This window comes from Roseovarius sp. (assembly GCF_040219995.1).
GTDB lineage: Bacteria > Pseudomonadota > Alphaproteobacteria > Rhodobacterales > Rhodobacteraceae > Roseovarius.
This window is the reverse complement of the sequence record NZ_JAVJUC010000041.1, coordinates 31,375-46,617: the sequence shown is the minus strand read 5'-3', so window position 1 is coordinate 46,617 and position 15,243 is coordinate 31,375. Positions and strand designations below refer to the sequence as shown.

At 58.9% G+C, this 15,243-nt stretch carries 16 protein-coding genes and 1 tRNA gene; 13 read left to right on the top strand and 4 right to left on the bottom strand.

The genetic code is table 11. The features are described from left to right. The first annotated feature begins 119 nt into the window (after positions 1–119). The 4 genes from RID11_RS16715 to nthA are packed head-to-tail and all read left to right on the top strand — an operon-like array spanning position 120 to position 2,482. Positions 120–1,190 (top strand): flagellar motor switch protein FliG, encoded by a 1,071-nt coding sequence (locus RID11_RS16715; RefSeq protein ID WP_350141149.1) that lies wholly within the window; start codon positions 120–122, stop codon positions 1,188–1,190. Between the two features lie 39 nt (positions 1,191–1,229). Continuing rightward, positions 1,230–1,571 carry a ScnB-like protein gene (locus RID11_RS16710; protein ID WP_350141147.1) on the top strand — a complete coding sequence of 114 codons (342 nt, stop codon included), beginning with the start codon at positions 1,230–1,232 and terminating at the stop codon, positions 1,569–1,571. After that, entirely contained in the window at positions 1,564–1,842 is a 279-nt protein-coding gene (locus tag RID11_RS16705; RefSeq protein ID WP_350141145.1) for an SH3-like domain-containing protein, read from the top strand. Before RID11_RS16710 ends, RID11_RS16705 begins: the two co-directional genes overlap by 8 nt. Beyond that, the gene (gene nthA, locus RID11_RS16700) at positions 1,832–2,482 is read left to right on the top strand and encodes a nitrile hydratase subunit alpha (protein WP_350141143.1); all 651 of its coding nucleotides are present in this window, start codon (positions 1,832–1,834) and stop codon (positions 2,480–2,482) included. The genes RID11_RS16705 and nthA overlap by 11 nt, the downstream gene beginning before the upstream one ends. Positions 2,483–2,572: 90 nt before the next feature. Here the strand turns inward: nthA and RID11_RS16695 are convergent, their stop codons facing one another. Then, positions 2,573–2,959, bottom strand: coding sequence for a c-type cytochrome (locus tag RID11_RS16695; protein WP_350141141.1), 387 nt, complete (start codon positions 2,957–2,959; stop codon positions 2,573–2,575). A gap of 96 nt (positions 2,960–3,055) precedes the next feature. Further along, positions 3,056–3,757 carry a lipoyl(octanoyl) transferase LipB gene (lipB, locus tag RID11_RS16690; RefSeq protein WP_350141139.1) on the bottom strand — a complete coding sequence of 234 codons (702 nt, stop codon included), beginning with the start codon at positions 3,755–3,757 and terminating at the stop codon, positions 3,056–3,058. A 102-nt stretch (positions 3,758–3,859) separates the two neighbouring features. Between lipB and RID11_RS16685 the strand changes: the two genes are divergently transcribed. From RID11_RS16685 to RID11_RS16645, 9 genes are all read left to right on the top strand, one after another. Continuing rightward, positions 3,860–5,176 carry a peptidoglycan-binding domain-containing protein gene (locus RID11_RS16685; protein WP_350141137.1) on the top strand — a complete coding sequence of 439 codons (1,317 nt, stop codon included), beginning with the start codon at positions 3,860–3,862 and terminating at the stop codon, positions 5,174–5,176. 99 nt (positions 5,177–5,275) lie between these two features. Continuing rightward, positions 5,276–5,362: transfer RNA gene (locus RID11_RS16680), tRNA-Leu, on the top strand. A gap of 54 nt (positions 5,363–5,416) precedes the next feature. After that, positions 5,417–6,661 (top strand): DUF6538 domain-containing protein, encoded by a 1,245-nt coding sequence (locus RID11_RS16675; RefSeq protein ID WP_350141135.1) that lies wholly within the window; start codon positions 5,417–5,419, stop codon positions 6,659–6,661. Between the two features lie 415 nt (positions 6,662–7,076). Beyond that, positions 7,077–7,451, top strand: coding sequence for a trypco2 family protein (locus RID11_RS16670; RefSeq protein ID WP_350141133.1), 375 nt, complete (start codon positions 7,077–7,079; stop codon positions 7,449–7,451). A gap of 747 nt (positions 7,452–8,198) precedes the next feature. Further along, positions 8,199–9,536: a YonV C-terminus-related protein gene (locus RID11_RS16665; RefSeq protein WP_350141132.1), complete on the top strand. Its 1,338-nt coding sequence runs from the start codon at positions 8,199–8,201 to the stop codon at positions 9,534–9,536. Positions 9,537–9,699: 163 nt separating this feature from the next. Then, positions 9,700–10,284, top strand: coding sequence for an HNH endonuclease signature motif containing protein (locus tag RID11_RS16660; protein ID WP_350141130.1), 585 nt, complete (start codon positions 9,700–9,702; stop codon positions 10,282–10,284). A gap of 641 nt (positions 10,285–10,925) precedes the next feature. Further along, positions 10,926–11,594, top strand: a complete 669-nt coding sequence (locus RID11_RS16655; protein WP_350141128.1) for a hypothetical protein — start codon at positions 10,926–10,928, stop codon at positions 11,592–11,594. A gap of 22 nt (positions 11,595–11,616) precedes the next feature. Beyond that, positions 11,617–12,417 (top strand): hypothetical protein, encoded by an 801-nt coding sequence (locus tag RID11_RS16650; RefSeq protein ID WP_350141126.1) that lies wholly within the window; start codon positions 11,617–11,619, stop codon positions 12,415–12,417. Between the two features lie 3 nt (positions 12,418–12,420). Continuing rightward, a complete protein-coding gene (locus tag RID11_RS16645; RefSeq protein ID WP_350141124.1) occupies positions 12,421–12,663 on the top strand; it encodes a hypothetical protein in 243 nt (80 codons plus the stop codon). 935 nt (positions 12,664–13,598) lie between these two features. On the opposite strand, the gene RID11_RS16640 is transcribed toward RID11_RS16645, so the two are convergent. Both RID11_RS16640 and phnF read right to left on the bottom strand, forming a co-directional pair. Then, positions 13,599–14,360: a hypothetical protein gene (locus RID11_RS16640; RefSeq protein ID WP_350141122.1), complete on the bottom strand. Its 762-nt coding sequence runs from the start codon at positions 14,358–14,360 to the stop codon at positions 13,599–13,601. 122 nt (positions 14,361–14,482) lie between these two features. After that, positions 14,483–15,202: a phosphonate metabolism transcriptional regulator PhnF gene (gene phnF / locus RID11_RS16635; protein WP_350141121.1), complete on the bottom strand. Its 720-nt coding sequence runs from the start codon at positions 15,200–15,202 to the stop codon at positions 14,483–14,485. Between the last annotated feature and the right edge of the window lie 41 nt (positions 15,203–15,243).

Here is a 15,243-nt window from a genome sequence, read left to right as displayed (position 1 = left end):
GGCGCTGCCCCCCAAACCCCCGGAGTATTTCGGCCAAAAAGAAACCCGGCCCGCGTTCAGGTTTTTTTCATGCCTTGCGCCCTAAGATCGAGGACGGATCAGGCAACGGGGATCGAGGCATGGGCGCACCACTGGCACGAATCGAGCCCCCGGCGCGGCGCGGCGCAGCGGCGCATCTGACCCGCGCACAGAAGGCGGCGATCATCGTGCGATTTCTGCTGAACGAGGGCACCGATGTGCCGCTGACCGACCTGCCGGATGCCTTGCAGGCGCGGCTGACCACGCAAATGGGCTCGATGCGCTATGTGGATCGCGGCACGCTGGCCGACGTGGTCGCGGAGTTCGCGCAGGAACTGGAGGGGATGGGCCTGACCTTTCCGCGCGGGGTGGCGGGGGCGCTTTCGGCGCTCGATGGCCGGATCAGCCCGCAGACGGCGATGCGCCTGCGCAAAGAGGCGGGCGTGCGCCAATATGGCGACCCCTGGGATCTGGTGCAGGGATCGCCCCCCGAGGCGCTGTTGCCGATCCTCGAGGAGGAGGGCGCGGAGATCGCGGCGGTGGTGCTGTCAAAACTCGACGTGGCGCGCGCCGCCGATCTTCTGGGCCGCCTGCCCGGGCCGGTGGCCCGGCGCATCACCTATGCCATCTCGCAGACCGGATCGGTCAGCCCCGAGGCGGTGGACCGGATCGGGCTGGCGCTGGCCGCGCAGCTGCATGACGTGCCCGAGGTCGCCTTTGCAGAGGGCGCGGTCGAACGGATAGGCGCGATCCTGAACTACTCGGCCTCGACCACCCGCGACGAGATGCTGGAGGGGCTGGAGGAAACCGATCAGGATTTCGCAGCACTGGTGCGCCGGGCGATCTTTACCTTCGTGCATATCCCAGAGCGGGTGAGCCCCACCGACATCCCGCGGATCACCCGCGAGGTCGATCAGCCGGTGCTGGTGACGACACTGGCCGGGGCGCAGGCTGGTGAGCTGGCCCCGGTGGCGGAGTTCATCCTGGCGAACATGAGCAAACGCATGGCCGAGGCGATCCGCGAAGAGATGCAGGAGGCGGGCCGCGTGCGGCCCCGCGACGGCGAGGCGGCGATGACCGAGGTGGTGAACGCCATCCGCAGGCTGGAGGCGGCGGGCGAAATCACCCTGCGCCGCGCCGACGACGAGGAGGAGGAGGACGCGCAAGGCTAGGGCTGGACAGCGTGCCGGGCGATGCCTAGGCTGCTGCGCATGAGTGATTGGGATGGACGCCGCTGGCACGACATGGGCGGACAGGATGCAGGGCCTGTGCCGATGGACGGGCATGATTTCGCGCTTTGGGAAAAGCGCATCGACGCGCTGATGGTGCTCTGCGGGCAAAAGGGGCTTTTTACCGTCGATGGGCTGCGCCGCGCGCTCGAGGATATGGGCGAGGACGCTTTCGAAAAGTATTCTTATTACGAACGCTGGATCGCCGCCGTGAATCAGAACCTGATCGAGGCCGGGGCCTATTCGCTGGAGGAGTTGGCCGCCCGGATGGACGAGGTGGCACGGCGCGGCCCCACCTATGGCGAGGCGCAGGGCGATGGCTGAGCGGGTGCGCGTCAAGGCGCTGAACCCACCGGGCCATGTGCGCGCGCCCTGGTATCTGCGCGGCAAGGTCGGCGTGATCGAGCGGCCCCTGGGGGCCTTCGCCAATCCCGAGCAACTGGCCTATGGCCTGCCCGCCGAAGAAAAGCCGCTTTACCGCGTGCGCTTTACCATGGCCGAGGTCTGGGGCGACCGGGCCGAGACCCCCGACGACACGCTGGATGCCGAACTTTATGGCCACTGGCTGGAAAGGCTCGATGCCCATGCCCCATGACCACCACGACCATTTTCACCACGAGGGCATGAGCCCCTCGGGCCACCCCTACCGCGCGGATAACGACGCGCCGCTGAGCTATTGGCAGCGGATGGAGATCGCGGTGCGCGAACTCTTGGTGGAAAACGGCCACCTGACCCCCGCCGAGATCGCCGCGCAGATCGAGGCGATGGATGATCGCAGCCCGGCCAATGGCGCGGCTGTGGTGGCCCGCGCCTGGAGCGATCCGACGTTCAAGGCGCGGCTGCTGGAGGATGCCTCGGCGGCGAGCCGCGAGATGGGGTTCGATATCGGGCCGCTCCACCTGATCGCCGTGGAGAACACCCAAGACACCCATAACCTTATCGTCTGCACGCTGTGTTCGTGCTATCCGCGCAACCTGCTGGGCCTGCCGCCGGACTGGTACAAGACCCGTGCCTATCGCAGCCGCGCCGTGCGCGAGCCGCGCGCCGTGCTGCGCGAGTTTGGCCTCGACCTGCCCGATCATGTGACGGTGCGCGTGCATGACAGCACTGCCGACATGCGCTATATCGTGCTGCCCGCGCGCCCACATGGCACCGATGGCATGAGCGAGGCGGATCTGGCAGCGCTCGTGACCCGCGATTCGATGATCGGCACCGGGCTGCCGCGTCAGCCGTGACAGACGTGTGACGGCACCCGGCAGTACGGTCGAAACGGAAAAGGCCGCGCGAGATGTCGCGCGGCCTTTGCATTGTCGGGATATGCCCGCTTACTCGGAGAAGGTGGCGAGATAGGCGGCCACGTCTTCCTGGCCTTTGCGCAGCTTGTACGTCATCTTGGAGCGGCTTCCGAGGAATTCATTGGGGTCGGTCACGTATTCGGCAAGGTTCTCTTCGGTCCAGGTCTCACCGGCCTCGGCCTTGGCCTGGAGCCCGTCGGAATACTTGAAATCCTCAACGCCGCCCATGGTGCGACCGATCACACCGTAAAGGTTGGGGCCGATCTTGCCACCCTTGACGATGGTCTCGGAGTCCGAGGCGATCATGTGACACGCCTTGCACTTGTTGAATTCTTTTTCGCCTTTCGCGGCGTCTTGGGCCAGCGCGGGCATGGCAAGCGCCACCAGAGTTGCGGATGCGGCGATAAGGGTCTTCATGGGCTACCTCACTGTCGATTTGGTTGCAGTCCTTCAGGACAATAGATCGGCTGCCCGGTGATGCAAGGTCAACTTTGCCGCAGATCGCTGCCGCCGTCATCCCGGCGCGTGGGGCGGCGGAAAGGCCCCGTCGAAACAGCGCCGCAGCGCCACGTCGAGATCCGCCATTGTCACCGGCAGGCCGAGATCGACAAGGCTCGTGACCCCGTGTTCGGTAATGCCACAGGGCACGATCCCGGTGAAATGCTCGATATCGGGCTCCACATTGATCGAAATCCCGTGAAAGCTGATCCACTTGCGCAGGCGGATGCCGATAGCGGCGATCTTGTCCTCGGGCCGCGCCCCGGTGGCGGTAAGCGGTTTGTCGTCACGCGCCACCCAGACGCCGACGCGGCCCTCGCGGATCTCACCGGTCACGTTGAATTGATCGAGCGTCGCGATCACCCATGTCTCAAGCTGCTGCACGAAGCGGCGGACGTCGCGCCCCCGGCGCCCCACATCGAGCATCACATAGACCACGCGCTGCCCGGGACCGTGATAGGTATATTGCCCGCCGCGTTTCGACGCGAAGACCGGAAACCGGTCGGGATCGGTCAGATCGGCGGGCTTGGCCGAGGTGCCGGCGGTATAGAGCGGCGGGTGTTCGAGCAGCCAGATGGCCTCTGCCGCGTCACCCGAGGCGATTCGCGCCGCGCGCGCCTCCATCGTCTCTACCGCGTCCGGATAGGGGGTCAAACCGGCGGAGATGTGCCATTCCACGCCATTTTGATCGGTCTCGATGAGGGTTTCGGGTGTCAAGGCTGGACTCGATGCACGCGGAAGGGAAAGATGTGATATACTCGGTTAATGTTTGCTGTACCTGATTAGGGGAGATGAGAGATGGTTTCAAAGCGAATTATGATGGCGGCCCTGGCTGCGAGTGTGGCCCTGCCCGCAGGACGCGCGTCCGCGGATTTCGCGGACGGTCTGGTTGGTGGCCTTGTCGGCGGCGCGGTCAGCGGCATCATCGTCAATGAAAGCGCCAAGGCGCGTGAGCGCAAGCGCACAACCACCACGAAACGGGTCTATCGCGCCCCGGTCAACACGGTTGAGCGGCAGCAGGTCCGCGAGACGCAGACCGCGCTGAACTATTTCGGCTTTCCCGCAGGCACACCGGACGGTGTGCGCGGACGCAACACGCGCAACGCGGTATCGCAGTTTCAGGGCCATATGAGCTATCCGGTCACCGGGTATCTGGCCGATTACGAGCGGCAGTTCCTGATCTCGTCCTACTATCGGGCGCAGAGCAGCGGGGCCGCCACCTCGCAGCTGATCGCACAGCGCGGTCAGGGCACCCGCGGGCTTTTGCATGCGTATCGCGATGAGGCGGTCGGCGTGCCGACCTATGCCGCGGCCCCGGTGCCACAGGCGCAGGGTCAGTCGCGCGTGATGGCCGCCGTGCCGCAGGCGGCGCAGGTGCCGGAAGCCGAGCCGCAGGCACAGCCGCAGCCGCAGACGGCGTCGTCCGCGCTGCCCAACCTGATGTCATCGGGCGGCGACGGGCCGTCGCTGGCCTCGCATTGCAATCAGGTCAGCCTGATCACCAATTCCAATGGTGGCTTTGTGACCGAGGCCTCGCTGTCTGACGCGCGATTTGCCCTGAACGAGCAATTCTGCCTCGCGCGGACCTATGCGATCGCCGAGGGCGAGACCATTGCCGCGAATCTCAAGGGCGTGACCCCCGAACAACTCGAGGATCAGTGCCGCTCCTTCGGCCCGGCGATGCGCGATTACGTCTCGGCGCTGTCGCTCAATGAGCGGGATGCGGTGATCGGCGATGTGCGCGGCTTCGTGCTGCAATCCGGCCAGTCGCCGGCACAATTGGCGGGCACCGCCAAGGTCTGTCTGTCGGTCGGCTACCGGATCGACAACATGAACGTCGCACTCGGCTCCGGCCTGTTGCTCACCGCCTTGGGCGAAGAAGCCTATGGTGAATTGATGGGCCATCACCTGAATGAAGGGTTCGGCACCACCCGCCGCCCCGATCTGGCACTCGCGTGGTACGAGGGCGCGGTAAGCGCGGTGGAGAACGGTGCCGAGCCGGTCTTTGCCCCCGGCAATTCAGAGCGCAACTCGCTCATTCGCAAGGCCGCGTTCCAGTCCAAGGGCGCACGGGCCCCCAAGCCGCAGGAGACGGTGCAACCCGCCTCGACCCTGCCCACCTTCTCGCTCGACTGAGCGCGCGGAAGGACCTGAAAAAATACGGAGGGGCAATGGTTTTGCCCCTTCACAATCCCGATCAGGTTGCTTATACGGCGCGCACCTACCTGATCACGTGCGGTCGTGGCGGAATTGGTAGACGCGCAGCGTTGAGGTCGCTGTGGGGTAACACCCGTGGAAGTTCGAGTCTTCTCGACCGCACCAAATCCTAATAAAATCAAGGGCTTACTCTCCCAACTGTAAGGGAGAAAAAGACCCGTGACCCGTACACTTCCCAAAGGAATCTTCAAGCGCGGCGACGTCTATGCCGTAAGATTCTCGGTGCCGACTGAGGTTCAATCCGTAGTCGGAAAGAAAGAAATTATCCGCTCTCTCGGAACGAAAGACCTAGGTGAAGCCCTAGGCAAACGAGGGGAGGTCTTGGAGCAGATCAGGGTTTCCCTGTTCTCAGACTTCGAGGAACCCGTTACCCCCAAGGTTTCCAACACCGGTCCGCGTGGTGCGCGCATAGGCACCACCGTCCGAGAGACAGCCCACCGTTGGCTGAGCGAGAGCGACGGGATCAACAATTCCACCCGCGCCAGATACCGCAGTATCCTTGCGAGGTTCGAGGAATACTCGGGCAACTGTGAGGTCACCAAGATTAACCGTGAGTTGGCCTTGGGCTTCATGGATCATCTGAAATCCATCCCCTCGCCAAAGACTGGACAGCTTCTCTCGCACCGTAGCCTCTCCATCCATCAAATCTGTCTGGCGTCTTACTGGCGTGTCTTGGAACACTGGGGTCTTGTCGATGGCGACATGAAGAACCCCTTCTCGTCGCTGCTGCGCCGCTTTGCAGGACAAAGGAAAAAGGCTGACCCGAGGAAGAAGAACCTCAGACCCGTGACCCGTAGCGAGGCAGAGGCTTTGCTGTCGTACATCGCTGGAAATGATCGTCTCAAATACCAGCGGGAAATGTACGTGACCGTGAGGTTGCTTTGGGTGACCGCGTGTCGCCTCGGGGAAATCGCCGGGTTGGCCCTGAGTGACATAGACGACCAAGGCGACCATATCCGATTGAAGATCACCGGGGCCAAGACTGAGGCCGGGAACCGGACAGTGATGATTGTGGGGCAAGAGGACTGCGAGTTGCTCAGAGAGGCCATGAGACGTGCTGTAGTAGCTGAGCCGGTATGTGCCGAGAACGAGGGCCTGTTGTTCCCTAGGTTGCTCAGGGGCGGTTACGACAGGACTACAGGGCATTACCTCGGGAAAGCCTTGGAGAAAGCGCGAAAGACGTTGGCGATGAATGCCGACGAATGGGACATGCACTCATTTAGGCGTACCGGGGTTTCGGCCTTGGTCAACGCGGGGGTTGCTAAGGAAGCCCGGAACCTTGCAGTGGGTCACTCGAACAAGGACGATATCGGCATGTCTGTCTATGCGAAACGAGGTGACCTCAGCGAGGTCATTAAGACGACCTTTGAGGCGATGTACGAGGAACTGGGCGGTGGGCTTTAGGCACACCTCTCCCGTTCACTGACTCGACGTTCTTATGAATGCGGCATGTCGCTTAGTTGCGACCGTCGCTTAGAACAGTTGAGGCAGCTTCGGCAGCAAGCTGGTCAGAACCAAGTGCCAAATGGCATTGGCCAGCAAGCTGACGAGAAGAGCCTTGAAGGCTTCTCGCATTAACGTCTCACTATTTTGGATTGTCCGACGCTGAGGCCCAGAAACAAGCAAACCCGAGGGGCTACCTCGGGCTTTGTTGAGCATACTGCGTCGCCCAGAGTATCGGTGCGTTCACCTGACATTGCAAGAACGATTATATTGGGCCGGTGGAAACGCTGGCCCTTTTCTTCTAGGGACAATCAGGTACGCTATATTGATCGTCGGTTTTCTTGAATGGCCCTAAGTTTACAGAAGGATGGCTGCGTTGGAGCTTAAGGATTTCATAGTTTCTGCAATCACCGATATTGCAAATGGAGTGAAGGAAGCCGATTCTGAGATATATAAACTCGGCGGTATGGTGAACCCAGGTACTCACATTTGGGGCGACGGTGGTGGAACTGAGTTTGTGCACCATAGAACTAAATTGAATTTCGATATTGCTGTAAGTGCTACTAAAAGCGGTACAGCCGAAGCTGGTGCTAAAGCGCGAATATGGGTTGTAGAAGCTTCCATTGGTGGCGGAGAATCCTCGACAAATGAGAGCGTGTCTCGTTTGACTTTCTCACTGGACGTAGTTCTGCCCTCGGACGCTGCCCAAGAATTCCGAATAGGGAAGGTAAAGAAACCTGTAGAAGGCTAAGATGGGAAGCCCCCGAGTTTTGTACCAAAAATCTGTGGCGGTATATATCGGTGGGGCGCAGCCCGTTCCCCCATGCCCCCTATGTGACCACGCTCAGAACGACAGCACCACCTCTCCAGAACAAGGGGTGCGATTGATCTTACTCGCAGTGAACCTAAAGAAATCAGAGGGTTAACCTGGGTGGCGTTAGGGTGCTGTGAGGGTTTCGGATAAAAACCCCTCATAAAGAGGTAACACACGCCACCGATCCTAAGCGTGACCGAGCAAGTCATGAACAGCCAATGAAATAAGGCCTTCGGTGAAAACCCTCCATAAAGAGTACACATACCACCGATTGCCCGAGGGTTTCGGATAAATACCCGTACTATAGAGATAACACACGCCACCGATCCTAAGCTTGACCGAGAGACCCTCGCAAAGCCAATGAAACAATGGCTTTGGTAAAAAAGCTGCATAAAGAGTACACATTCCACCGATTGCCTGAGGGTTTCGGATAAAAGGTCCTCATATGGAGACAACACACGCCACCGATCCCGATCGTGACCGAGAGACCCTCGCAAAGCCAATGCAATAAGGGCTTTGGTAAAAACCCTTACTTAAGAGTACACACATCTAAGCGAACCATAGCGTTCCCTATGTGTTCTCACCCGTCCTCGTGCCTATCCTCATGACTACCCGAGGCGTTGCTATTTTGCAGCGCTCGCTCCCCCACAACCTTTTTTAATAATTGAAATCAATAGCATAACCATGAACAAGAATAGCAATACCCGAATGGTCACGATCATTGACCGCCCATGCGGGACAGGAAAGACAACCCAGATGATCGAAGGCCTCAAGGCCACCCAGCGCTACCTCGTGGTCACCCCGCTCTTATCCGAATGCGAACGCATCATCCGAGACGCCAAGGTGGCCTTCATGCAACCCGAAGTGATCGCAGATGATCCCGAGATTGAAACCAAGAAAGACCACCTGATTGCCCTGCTAGAAGCTGGTAAGAATGTCGTGACAACTCACGCCATGTTCAACAACCTAGCTGACGTCGCAAGCATGGGGCTTTTGGATGGTTATGAGGTCATCATTGATGAGGTCATGTCCGTTGTCGATGACGGGTACCGCGTAAAGAAGAAGACGTGGGAACAGTTCTATGTCGGTGACGGATACGTTTCGATTGATCCTGATACCGGTAAGATCACACCCACGGACCTCTGGATTGAACATCTGGAAGACGTAGACGATGCCTTGAGTACGTCGCTGTACCATGCCGCTATGGCTGGGCGCCTCTATCATTTGGGCGATGGGATCAACCTCGCGGTGATGCCCGAGGTTCTCTTGAAGGCCGGTAATTCCCTGACTGTCTATACCTACAAGGCAGAGGGTTCGATCATGTATGCGTATCTCAAGCGCATAGGGCTCGACCCGGTGCATGACACAGGTTCACCTGAAATCGAACAAGAGTTCGTCCGACAGGCAAGAGACCTGATTACCGTTAAGGACGTTCGTGCATTGCGGGGGATCAGCCTCAGCTACAATAGTCAAACACGGACCAACTCGAAGACGCTTAACGAGAAGGTTCCGAATGCCTTGGCGTCTTTGCGTAGGCACCAATTCCCTGACACTTGGCTACCTTATATCCTGATTACCTGCCCCAAGGATAAATGGTACCATAAGGGTAAGGCTCCTTTGCTTGATGATTTCGGAGACGAGAAGACAGCCTTTCGTCCCGGTCCTTATGCCAGCAACAGCAGGCTTGCAGCCAGTGGCTATGGTAAACCTAAAGCCACTTGGGTTCCCAATACGACCCGAGGAACAAACGACTACAAACACTGTACTCGTGCCATTTACTTGTACGACCAGAACCTCAATCCTTCGATCCTGAATTGGTTCGGTGGACCCAAGGCAATTTCGAATGATGATTATGCTTTGACAGAACTCATTCAATGGCTCTGGCGTACTCAGGTTCGAGACGACAAGCCGATCACCCTCTACATCCCGTCCGAGCGTATGCGAGAGTTGCTCTTGCAGTGGCTCTGGGAAGGCCAAGTGCCGACCTCAGTTCGGGACCAGATCAGCCGTGGTCGCAGCTAACATCCAAACGCGTTTGGACGTAAGCGAATTTGAGCCTTATAAATAAGGGGTTTCAGACCCCTACCTGTAAAACAAATTGTACTTTGGGTCGGCCTCTTTCGGTCGGCCCTTAGTCGTTTTCCTATCATGATTTTCCAGACAAGAACGAAAGACACAAACACCAATGAACAAAACCGATCAATTACTCCGACCCGAGAACCTCGATTTCCTCAGGGCCACCTTCGATACAACCGAAATCGACCTAGGCCGCCTTTACTGGAAAGAGCGGCCCCGACACCATTTCAAATCCTCTCGAAACCACACCACCTTCATTAACCGCTATGGCGGTACCATTGTCGGCAAGACGCCCTGCCTCAAGATGCCTCACATCATCGTCGGCATCCGACACCCTGACCTCGGTCCGGTGCGAGTGATGCTGCATCGCTTGATCTGGCTACTCAAGTACGAGGAAGAACCACCCAAGCTGATTGACCATATCAATCGCATCCCTTTCGACAATCGCCCCTCGAACCTCAGGGCCGCGACGTACACGGACAACCTGACCAACTGCATTTCCAACTCGGGTTGCCTGAGTTCTGGCGAGGTCAAGGATATTGGTGGTGGTCGTTACAGAACCGTCTTTGTTCCCGGCCCAGGTATTCCCGAAATGGTCTTTGAGTTCGACTCGAAGCTGATGGCGAATACCGCTCTCAATTACCTCTCGTTCCTCTTTGATGCTCGTTATGCCGAGGTCGAAGGTCGAGGCTGAGCCCTTACCAATTAGACAAACAAGGAACAGAAACAGAAATGGAAATCATAAATATTGCACCTTCTCTCGTGGCAATCTTTGCCTACGCCGCAATCATCATCGCTACCCCTTCCCCCTACTGAATTTGAAAATTTTAACGATCATGAAGACAACATCCGAAAGACTTACCCAGCGTTTACTCGTGTATTTGCAGAGTAAACCCAAGGGCCACTATGCCCCCTATGATATCCGAATGGATCTCGGGATTTCCTCGACAAGCTGGAAGTGGTTCACAACCCGCTTTGTATATCCTGAAGGGTCCGAGGTCCGAGCCAAGCTGGCCGAGATTGGCGTGTCCATCGAAACGGTTCTAAAGAGCGCAAGTCCGGGTTCTGGTCACCGCTCAGTTCTGACCTCGCGGTTTGTCGTCAGTGGGTAAGGTAAAGCTACCTCGCCCCCAAAGGTACCCCGAGAGCCAGCAAAGGAAACGCAGCGAGAGCGTTACCAGCAGGAAGACAGCAAACAAATCCCTGCCTTGCGCGGTCTCAGGGTGCACCAAGAACCGCCATGATCTGTACCCGTACTGTCACGGTCACTCGAAACGCTACCGACGAACAGGACACCCCACGATCACCACGCCAACGACAGGTGAACTCAGGGCCGTGGAGAAGGCCATTAAGGATTGGCTGGCCAATGATTGCCTGACCACGAAAGCAGACCGGGAAGCCTTCAAACGGAACTGGTCAGCAGGACAGCGAATTATTCGCAACCACCCGTCCTTTGCGTTGACCTACAGCCAGCTTGAGGGCCACTCGGGGTACACCCAAAAAGCCAAGGGCTGGGTGATCCTGTCTCACTACTTTCACAAGCAGGGCCATTCCCTCTCGGATGCCATGCTCAGGTATATGGCCGTGAGGCTCTGGACCGAGTTCAAATGGCGACTGCCCGAGGGAAGCCGCAAGGGCTTTCAAAAGGAGCGGCACCAGTTCGTGAATACTTGGGCAGGAAAGTTTGTCCTATCAAATGCTGGGTTCACAAAGACCACCACCGAGGAAAAGGTGATCGCTTGGCAGCGCCCTTGGTACGTCTCGGAAAACCCCCGCGACAACCTGCCCAAACCGATCACCGAAACCGTGACCACGACAAAGGCCAGAGACTCGTGGGCCATAGCGACGGTCGTTCGTGCCATTGGCGACGAACTCCGAGCCGCTGTCGATCACGCTATGGGGCCTAAGTGGGCCTCAGACTACCGCCTATTGCAAAGGGCAAGCGAGGCGCTGGGCCTCCCAAATTCAACCCCCAGCATCCACCAACACTTCGAACAATACTGATAATTCATAAGGAAATTGAAACATGACAACCGCAATTGATGCCAACGGCCACGCCGTACCTACACCCACCCATAACCTCACCACCGACAATGAACTCGGGTTCTCTGCCCGTGATGTACACTCCGAGAAGATTGCCAACGGCTATTACCACACCGCCGACAACTACATCCCCGATGAGCAAATCGACAATAACCCTGAGGTCGTGATCCGTGACGGTTCGCGGCAACATGCCAACGGGGAATACCAGCCCGGTGATCTTGTCGTTATCGGTGGCATGGAAATTGCCTACGAGGACGCCGCGTCCCTAGGGTTGCTCAAAGGGGAAACCCTCAATACCCCCGCGGACAACTTTATGTCCGACGCTGAGAATACCCGAGCCGAACTGCAACAGGCGCAGCAACAAGATACCCGACCCGAGGCCGCTCAGTTGCTCGAAGCCCAGCTTGAGGTTGCTGTGGGTGAAGGCAATGCCGATGCCGCTCTTGCCACTTTCCAGAACGATATCGTCTACAATGGCGAGATTGGCGAGGAAGGTTTTGCTTTCGCTCAGGAGAAGCTGGGCATGTCCGAGCAATCCGTCGCTGCGCTATATGAAGACATGCGCGATACTGGCGATCAGGTCATGGCGCAGTACATGGAAACCGGCGATGGTCTCGGGGCCGAGCGGATCGAGTTCCTGGCCGACAAGGCTTTCAATGGGAACCAAAAGGAACAGGCAATCGTCCGTAACCTCTGGTTCATGGCCGCTACCGGCAAGCTGAGCGCCAAGGATGCCGCAGAGGCATTCGATTTCCTCTATGCCCCCTATGAAGGCGCTGAGTAACCCATGACCAAGCAGGACATGAATGCCACCCGTGCGGACCTTGAGAAACTCAATGGCCTCTTGATCCGCGCCTTAATTACCAAGCTTGAAAAAGACGAGGCGACAGCAACGGATATCGGGAACGCCGTGAAGGTCGTGACGTCGAACCGAGTGCAACCCGTGGAGCCCGAGGGTCACCTTGCGTACACCGGGGGTATACCGGCAGACAGGCTGGATTTCCCGATTGATGTAGACCTCGACGGTTGATCCTTCCGGTAGCGTCTAGCCGTGGCGCACTAAGCAGAGAGGCAATTTATGGCTATTGGCTGAGGTTGCCTCTCTGCCTCCTTCCAAAAAATGGAGACAAATAAGTTGAATTCGGGTAATATCAATCCTTGTCCAGAGGTGTGTACAGGAGGTGGATACCCCAGTTCCCAAGATACCTCTCCTGAGGACTACCTTGTAACTCCTCTGCTAGCATCCCCATGCGGAATCTTACCGGCCTCTGGACAACCTCAAAGCGCTACAGTCTCTGGGTCTACCAAGAAACCCTCAGCGGCACTCAGTGACTCTCTCAGGGCCGCTGTGGACGCCTTAGCGCCCCTGCATATCCTCGGTGATGATCTGTACGAGGAAATCCTACAGGCCCTATTCAAGTCCAGAGCGGGGCGGCAGGAATCCCAAACCAAGGGGATGCTCTACAATCCCAACATAACCCCGGCGCTGCCTTTCCTCTTTCGAGACCGAGAGGCAAGGGCTTGGTATGTCTTCGAGTGCATCAACGGTTTGACCTACCCGTGTGACCTCAGCCAGCCCGAGCGGGACAGGCTGAAACGCGCGTTCAACCGAGGTTGGGCAGACGGTTCACTCTCGTTCCTCGCAGAGGTGCCTTTGTCGGAGGTTGACAATTACAGATAAGTTTTTTGCGTGTTCACGAATGTTCAGGATTGACTGTAAGGGTTGACAGGTGATTCGCCCTTACAGTAAAAACGGTACTCGAACCATCAACGAGAGTAAGTCTGAGGTTTATTAGGTCTTTTGGTGTACCGGGTGTAACCCACTGTTTTTCCTACCGCTATTCGTGCGGATAACCGGAAGAATACGACGCGTTATACTTGAGGTCGCTGTGGGGTAACACCCGTGGAAGTTCGAGTCTTCTCGACCGCACCATTCATCCGAATGTCAGATCGACCGAAGGTGCCTCAGGCGGCACGCTCCCGCGTTACACGCCGCGACAGGCCGTTCCCGATCATCCTCTCGACCTGCATCACCGGCTGCACATGCACATCCCGCGCGCGCCCGCAGAACCGAGGTTGTGACAGCCCCGGATGATCCGGGCTCGCCAGCACCGCACGCAGATCGAAATACGGCAGACCAAGGCGATGCGCCGAGCGGCGCAGCGCGGTCGCGATCTCGACATTGATCGCCCCGTGCCGCGCCAGTGTGATGTCGTTCTCGTGCAGCCAATGCGACAGGTCTTGCTCGGACAGGTCAAGCGCCGGACACAAGTTCGCACGCAGTATCATGTGCAGCGCCCCGGTGCCGCGCAACGTCACCGTGTTCAGCCCCTTGATCACCAGCCCGCGCCCCTCCGCCAGTCGCAGGCAATTGCGCAGATAGCGTGGCATGGCACCCCGCTTGGCGCGCGTGGCCTCGGCCAGCGAGACGCCGTCGCGCAGGGCCATGTAATAGCAACTGAGTTCCGCATCCACCTGCCCGAACCCGAAACATACGGTATCGGGATCAAGCCGCGCGATCGCCCGCGCCACCCGGGCATAGCTATTCGTGCGATCCGATTTCTGACGCAGCCCCGCCGCTGTCGCGCCGCGAAGACTTAGGATATGCGCGGTGTCGAAACCGGCAATCCGGGTCGGGCTGATCCGCTCATAGCGAAAGAGCGCGCCGCGCGGCTTGATCCCGACAAGCCGCATATGGGAATCCCCGACGCATAAAACCGTAGCCATGCCCTGCCCTTGCCCAATCATTTTTGACGGATGATTTGGCCAGTTCGGGTTTTTGTCAATGTGGACGCGCAGGCGACAGCGCTTTGCCTTTGGGCGTGCACTTTCGCGCAACACAGGAGGGATCACAGATCGCTCAGCGTCAGCGTGATCCGGTCGCCCGCGAACCATGTGCGCCCGTATTCGATGGGGTGGCCGTCGGGGTCGACGTTCACGGCCGTCGTGCGCAAGATCGGTGCGCCGGGGTTCAGATGCAGATGCAGCGCCTGGGTCGGGCTGGCGAGTTTCGCGGTCAGCCGGGTCGAGGCGCGGGTGTAATCCGCGACCCCCTGTTCGCGCAGCGCCTCGGTCACGGATTTAAGGCGTTGCAGCGCCTGAGGAAGATCCGGGAACCGGGCGGCTGGAAACGTGCTGCGGAAGGTGGCGACCGGCATACCATCGGCCAGCGACAGCCCGTCATAGACATGCACCTGCGCGCCGGGAACAAGGCGGAGCGCCTCGGCCTCGGCGGTATCCGCCGCGCGGGTCTCGAGGGCCAGAATTTCCTTGGCCGGCAGGCGCCCGGCGGCGCGCAGGTTCTGGTGAAAGCGCACCCGCGCGCCGATCGGGTAATCGGTCGGGCGATGCGCGACAAAGGCCCCGGCCCCGCGCCGGGTAAAGATCACCCCGGCCTCGGAGAGTTCGCCAAGCGCGCGGCGCACGGTGTGGCGGTTGACGCCGAAGCGGATGGCAAGCGCCGCCTCGGTCGGCAGTTTGTCGCCGGGCGCGTAGCGCGCCGCCGCAATGTCCGCGTTCAGATTATCATGGATCGCGCGCCACAGCGCATCAGGTTTGTCTCGGGGCATGTCACATAAATTTCACGGGTTGCAGGCTTGTTCGACAGGGC